This is a genomic window from Dietzia aerolata (genome assembly GCF_014144865.1).
GTDB lineage: Bacteria > Actinomycetota > Actinomycetes > Mycobacteriales > Mycobacteriaceae > Dietzia > Dietzia aerolata.
Map to the genome: position 1 here is coordinate 1 of NZ_JAALDM010000255.1, position 6,649 is coordinate 6,649.

Sequence of the window (6,649 nt, forward strand, 5' to 3'; positions counted from 1 at the left end):
CGTTGCCGCCGGAGGCCGGGTCGGGCGGGGCACCGGGGACGGGCTCGCCGTACTCGGGCATTGACGGTGCCGGCAGTCTCGGCGGCGTCGTCGACCTGATCGACCGGGCCGGTGGCCCGGAAGCGCTCGGTGGGTCCGGCGAGCCGGGTGGCACCGGTGCCGCTCCCGACGCGACCGACGGGTCACGGCTGCCGGCACTTCCGACCGTCGGCTGAACGGGGACCGCGATGGAACCACCTCACCGGTTCGCCTGACACACCATTTCCCGTCCCGGTCATCGCCCACGAAACACGGCCGTAACACGGCCTTTACACCGTGTTGACCGAGGTCAGAGGCACTACGCGGTCCCCGCGTAGCGGCATCCTGAGATATATCTCACGCGGCGGAAATCAATTCCCATGTCAGGGGAAACAGTGTGACTTCTCCGACTTGTGTGGGTAGCCCCTCATCCCCATATTATTTTCCGGCCAGAGAGCCTCGGCTCTCTGAGTGCGGGCGCTCCAGCAATCACGGAGTCAGCCCGTCGACAAGCGAAGGCGAAGATATGACGACGAATCCCGGCCCACAAGGCCTGTACCGCCCGGAGTACGAGCACGACGCATGTGGCGTCGCGTTCGTGGTGGACATGTACGGACGTCAGTCCCGGGACATCGTCGAGAAGGCGATCGCCGCGCTGGTGAACCTCGAGCACCGCGGCGCAGTCGGCGCCGAGGTCAACACCGGTGATGGCACGGGCTTGTTGATCCAGATCCCCGATCGGTTCCTCCGCGAGGTGATGCGTGAGGAGCAGAACACAGAACTACCCGAGGCCGGTGCGTATGCAACCGGCCTTTGTTTTCTCCCGCAGTCCCGGATGCTGGCCATGGATGCCAAGCGGATGGTCGAGCGGATCGGCGCCGAGCAGGGCGTTTCCGTGATCGGATGGCGCGAGGTCCCGGTCGACGACTCCTCGGTCGGCGCGATCGCCCGCGACGCGCAGCCGACGATCCATCAGATCTTCGTCAAGGCCGCCGGCGCCGACGGGCGCCTCCTGACCGGCATCGATCTCGAACGCAAGTGCTTCGTGGTGCGTAAGCGGTGCGAGCACGAGCTCGGCAGCAAGGGCCCCGGCCGCGGTGACATCGGTTCCGAGACGGTGTACTTCCCGTCGCTGAGCCCGCGGACGATCGTCTACAAGGGCATGCTCACCGAGAAGCAGCTCCCGGACTTCTACCTCGACCTGCAGGACGAGCGGGTCGAGTCGGCACTCGGCATCGTGCACTCCCGGTTCTCCACCAACACGTTCCCGGCGTGGCCACTGGCCCACCCGTTCCGCTACGTCGCCCACAACGGTGAGATCAACACCGCGCGCGGCAACGAGAACTGGATGCGGGCCCGTGAGTCGCTCATGTCGAGCGAGCTCATCGAGGACCTGCCGGACGCACTGCCGATCTGCACCCCCGGAGGCTCCGACACCGCCCGCTTCGACGAGGCGCTTGAGCTGCTCACCCTGGCCGGACGGTCACTGCCGCACGCCGTGCTCATGATGGTCCCCGAGGCCTGGGAGCGGCACGGCCAGATGGACCCGTCCCGCCGGGCGTTCTACGAGTACCACGCCTCCCTCATGGAGGCCTGGGACGGACCGGCCTCGATCACCTTCACCGACGGCAGCGTGATCGGCGCCGTGCTCGACCGCAACGGGCTGCGCCCCTCCCGCATCTGGGTCACCGATGACGGCCTGGTGGTCATGGCCTCCGAGGTGGGCGTGCTCGACATCCCGCAGGACAAGGTCATCACCAAGACCCGCCTGCGCCCGGGCCGGATGTTCCTCGTGGACACCGAGCAGGGCCGGATCATCGACGACGAGGAGATCAAGACCACCCTCGCCGCCGAGCACCCCTACCGCGACTGGCTGACCGAGGGCATCACCCGCCTCGAGCAGCTGCCCGAGGTCAAGTACGAGTTCATGAGCCACGAGCGCGTGGTCCTGCGGCAGCGGGTCTTCGGCTTCACCGAGGAGGAGCTCCGGATCCTGCTCACGCCCATGGCGGCCAAGGGCGCCGAGGCGATCGGCTCCATGGGTACCGACACCCCGCTGCCGGTGCTGTCCCAGCGATCGCGACTGCTGTTCGACTACTTCGCCCAGCGCTTCGCCCAGGTCACCAACCCGCCGCTCGATGCCATCCGCGAGGAACTGGTCACCAGCTACGGCGTGGTGCTCGGCCCCGAGGGCGACCTCATCAACCCGGGCCCGGACTCCTGCCGGCAGGTCCGGCTGGACAACCCGATCCTGTCCAACACCGACCTGACCACCCTCATGGCGGCGGGCGAGACCCGGCCGGGGCTGCAGTCCGTCGTGGTGCAGGGCCTGTACAACGTCGCCCACGGCGGCCGCGGCCTGCGCATCGCGCTGGACCGGATCCGCCGTGAGGTCTCCCGCGCGATCGAGGACGGCGCGACGATCATCGTGCTGTCGGACCGCGAGTCGGACGAGCGGAACGCGCCGATCCCGTCGCTGCTGCTGACCTCGGCCGTCCACCACCACCTGGTGCGGGAGAAGACCCGGACCCGGGTGGGCCTGGTGGTCGAGTCCGGTGACGCCCGCGAGGTCCACCACATGGCGGTGCTGTTCGGCTACGGCGCCGAGGCGATCAACCCGTACATGGCGTTCGAGTCGATCGATGAGCTGGTCAAGACCGGCGACCTCACCGACATCGAGACCGAGCACGCCTACGCCAACTACCGCAAGGCGGCCGCGAAGGGTGTGCTCAAGGTGATGTCCAAGATGGGCATCTCCACCCTGGCCTCCTACACCGGCGCGCAGCTGTTCGACGTCACCGGCCTGTCCCAGGAGCTGTGCGACGAGTACTTCACCGGCTCGATCAGCCCCATCGACGGCATCGGCCTGGACGAGATCGCCGAGGACGTGGCCCGCCGCCACCGCTTCGCGTTCCTGCCCCGGCCCGAGGAGGCGGCGCACCGCGAACTCGAGATCGGCGGCGAGTACCAGTGGCGTCGCGAGGGCGAGTACCACCTGTTCAACCCGGACACGGTGTTCAAGCTCCAGCACTCCACCCGCTCGGGCCGATACGAGATCTTCAAGGAGTACACGCGCCTGGTCGACGACCAGTCCGAGCGACTGGCCACCCTGCGTGGCCTGTTCGAGCTCCGCAGCGACCGGCAGCCCGTGCCGATCGAGGAGGTCGAGCCCGTCGCGGAGATCGTCAAGCGCTTCTCCACCGGCGCGATGAGCTACGGCTCCATCTCCGCCGAGGCGCACGAGACGCTCGCGATCGCGATGAACCGCCTGCACGCCCGCTCCAACTCGGGCGAGGGCGGCGAGTCGACCGACCGCTTCACCCCGGATGCCAACGGCGACTGGCGGCGCTCGGCGATCAAGCAGGTCGCCTCCGGCCGGTTCGGTGTCACCAGCCACTACCTGGCCAACTGCACCGACATCCAGATCAAGATGGCCCAGGGCGCCAAGCCCGGCGAGGGCGGCCAGCTCCCGCCGAACAAGGTGTACCCGTGGGTCGCGGAGGTCCGCGGCTCGACGCCGGGCGTCGGCCTCATCTCGCCGCCGCCGCACCACGACATCTACTCGATCGAGGACCTCGCCCAGCTCATCTACGACCTGAAGAACGCGAACCCGCAGGCGCGGGTCCACGTGAAGCTGGTCGCCGAGCAGGGCGTCGGCACCGTCGCCACGGGTGTGTCCAAGACGCACGCCGACGTGGTGCTCATCTCCGGGCACGACGGCGGCACCGGTGCCTCCCCGCTGACCTCCCTCAAGCACGCCGGCGGACCGTGGGAGCTCGGCCTGGCCGAGACCCAGCAGACCCTGCTGGTCAACGGTCTGCGGGACCGGATCGTCGTACAGGTCGACGGGCAGCTCAAGACCGGCCGCGACGTGATCATCGCCGCCCTGCTCGGCGGCGAGGAGTTCGGCTTTGCCACCGCCCCGCTCGTGGTGGCCGGCTGCGTCATGATGCGCGTCTGCCACCTCGACACCTGCCCCGTCGGCGTGGCCACGCAGAATCCGCTCCTGCGTGAGCGGTTCAACGGCAAGGCCGAGTACGTGGTGAACTTCATGGAGTTCATCGCGCAGGAGGTGCGCGAGTACCTCGCCGAGCTCGGCTTCCGCACGCTGGACGAGGCGATCGGCCACTCCGAGTGCCTCGACAAGTCCAAGGCCTTCGCCCACAACCGGCGGATCGCGGGCCTGGACCTCGCACCGATATTCGCCCAGGCCGATTCCCCCTTCATGCACCAGGATCTGCGCTGCACGAAGGAGCAGGATCACAAGCTGGAGAAGGTGCTCGACCGGACGCTGATCGCCGACACCCGTGTCGTCGTCGTCAATCCTTCCTCGGGGCCCGTCACCGGCGCCTACCCGATCGCCAACGTCGATCGCTCGGTGGGCACGATGCTCAGCCACGAGGTCTCCAAGGCGCACGGCGCGGCGGGACTGCCGGACGGTTCCATCGACCTGTCCTTCACCGGATCGGCGGGCAACTCGCTCGGCGCGTTCCTCGCCTCCGGCATCACGCTGCGGGTGAACGGTGACGCCAACGACTACGTGGGCAAGGGCCTGTCCGGCGGGCGGATCGTGGTCCGGCCCGCCGCCGACGCGGCGCCGGACTTCGTGGCGGAGGACAACATCATCGCCGGCAACGTGATCTGCTACGGCGCCACCGCCGGCGAGGTGTTCCTGCGCGGCATCGTGGGCGAGCGGTTCTGCGTCCGCAACTCGGGCGTCACCGCGGTGGTCGAGGGCGTCGGCGACCACGCGTGCGAGTACATGACCGGCGGCAAGGTCGTGGTGCTCGGCTCCACCGGCCGCAACGTCGCCGCCGGCATGTCGGGCGGGGTGGCCTACTTTTACGACCCGCTTTCAGCGCTCCCGGACAACCTCAACGGTGACCTCGCGGACGTCGAGGAACTCTCGAGCGAGGACGTGGAATTCCTACACGACATCATCGGCCGGCACGTCGCCGAGACCGACTCGGCCCGCGGCCGGGACATCCTGGGCAACTGGGCCCAGAACGTGAATCACTTCGCCAAGGTCATGCCGCGCGACTACAAGCGCGTGCTGCTGGCCATCGATCAGGCGGAGAAGGACGGACGCAACGTGGACGAGGCGATCATGGAGGCCGCAAATGGCTGACCCGAAGGGCTTTCTCAAGCACACCGAACGACAGCTGCCGAAGCGTCGCCCCGTCGACCTGCGGATCATGGACTGGAAGGAGGTCTACGAGTCCACGACCCTGCCCGAGGCGGACCTGAAGACCCAGGCCTCCCGGTGCATGAGCTGCGGCGTCCCGTTCTGCCACCAGGGCTGCCCGCTGGGCAACATCATTCCGGAGTGGAACGACCTGGTGCACCGCGGGCGGCACGACGCGGCCGTGGACCGGCTGCACGCGACCAACAACTTCCCCGAGTTCACCGGCCGGCTGTGCCCGGCGCCGTGCGAGGGGTCGTGCGTCCTGGGGATCAACCAGGAGCCGGTCACCATCAAGCAGATCGAGGTGGAGATCGCCGAGGACGCCTGGTCAGGTGGCGGGATGGAGCCGGTGATCCCGTCCTTCCGCACCGGTCAGACCGTCGCCGTGGTGGGCTCCGGGCCGGCCGGGCTGGCCGCGGCCCAGCAGCTCACCCGCGCCGGGCACGCCGTCACCGTCTTCGAGCGGGACGACCGGATCGGCGGGCTCATGCGGTACGGCATCCCCGAGTTCAAGATGGAAAAATCGGTCATCGACCGCCGGCTGGCGCAGATGGAGGCCGAGGGCACCGTGTTCCGGGCCGGCGTCAACGTGGGCAAGGACATCACCGCCTCGCAGCTCAAGGCGCAGTTCGACGCGATCGTGCTGTGTGGCGGCGCCACCATGCGGCGTGACCTGCCCGTGCCCGGGCGGGAGCTCGACGGCATCCACCAGGCCATGGAGTACCTGCCGCTGGCCAACAAGGCCGCCGTGGGCGACCCGGTGGTGGACGCCGACGGACTGCCGGCGATCCACGCGCGGGACAAGCACGTGATCATCATCGGTGGCGGCGACACCGGCGCGGACTGCCTCGGCACCGCCACCCGCCAGGGCGCGAAATCGGTGAAGAGCTTCGAGATCATGCCCAAGCCGCCGGCGACCCGCGCGGCCTCCACGCCGTGGCCGGTGTACCCGCTGATGTTCCGCACCGCCTCCGCGCACGAGGAGAACGGTGAGCGCGTGTACAGCGTGTCGACCGCCGAGTTCGTCGGGGAGGGCGGCCGCGTGACCGCGCTCAAGGGCTCCGAGGTCAAGATGGTCGACGGCCGGTTCGAGCCGGTGCCCGGCTCCGATTTCGAGTACCCCGCCGATCTGGTGCTGCTGGCGATGGGCTTCACCGGCGCGCAGCGCGCCGGCCTGTGCTCGGACCTGGGCGTGGACTTCACCGACCGCGGCAATGTGGACCGCGACTCGGGCTGGGCGACTAACGTCGACGGCGTCTTCGTGGCCGGCGACATGGGCCGCGGACAGTCGCTCATCGTGTGGGCCATCGCGGAGGGCCGCTCGGCGGCCGCGGCGGTGGACCGCTACCTGATGGGCGAGACGGCGCTGCCGGCCCCGGTCCGGCCGACGGACGTCGCCCAGCGCTGACGTCGGGCGCAGCAGCCCCGCGCCTGATCGGCAGGGCG

Annotated in this window: 2 protein-coding genes and 1 pseudogene; all 3 read left to right on the forward strand. The window is 69.1% G+C overall.

The features are described from left to right. Window positions 1–215: pseudogene (locus tag G6016_RS14115) on the forward strand (hypothetical protein); the annotation flags it as partial. Window positions 216–544: 329 nt separating this feature from the next. Further along, the gene (gene gltB, locus G6016_RS14125; protein ID WP_194306209.1) at window positions 545–5,146 is read left to right on the forward strand and encodes a glutamate synthase large subunit; all 4,602 of its coding nucleotides are present in this window, start codon (window positions 545–547) and stop codon (window positions 5,144–5,146) included. Beyond that, the gene (locus tag G6016_RS14130; protein ID WP_182633261.1) at window positions 5,139–6,611 is read left to right on the forward strand and encodes a glutamate synthase subunit beta; all 1,473 of its coding nucleotides are present in this window, start codon (window positions 5,139–5,141) and stop codon (window positions 6,609–6,611) included. The genes gltB and G6016_RS14130 overlap by 8 nt, the downstream gene beginning before the upstream one ends. The last annotated feature ends 38 nt before the right edge of the window (window positions 6,612–6,649 follow it).

Excerpts from the sequence above, each read along its gene's own strand:
- gltB (WP_194306209.1), top strand. The coding sequence starts at position 545 with ATGACGACGAATCCCGGCCCACAAGGCCTGTACCGCCCGGAGTACGAG.
- G6016_RS14130 (WP_182633261.1), top strand. The coding sequence starts at position 5,139 with ATGGCTGACCCGAAGGGCTTTCTCAAGCACACCGAACGACAGCTGCCG.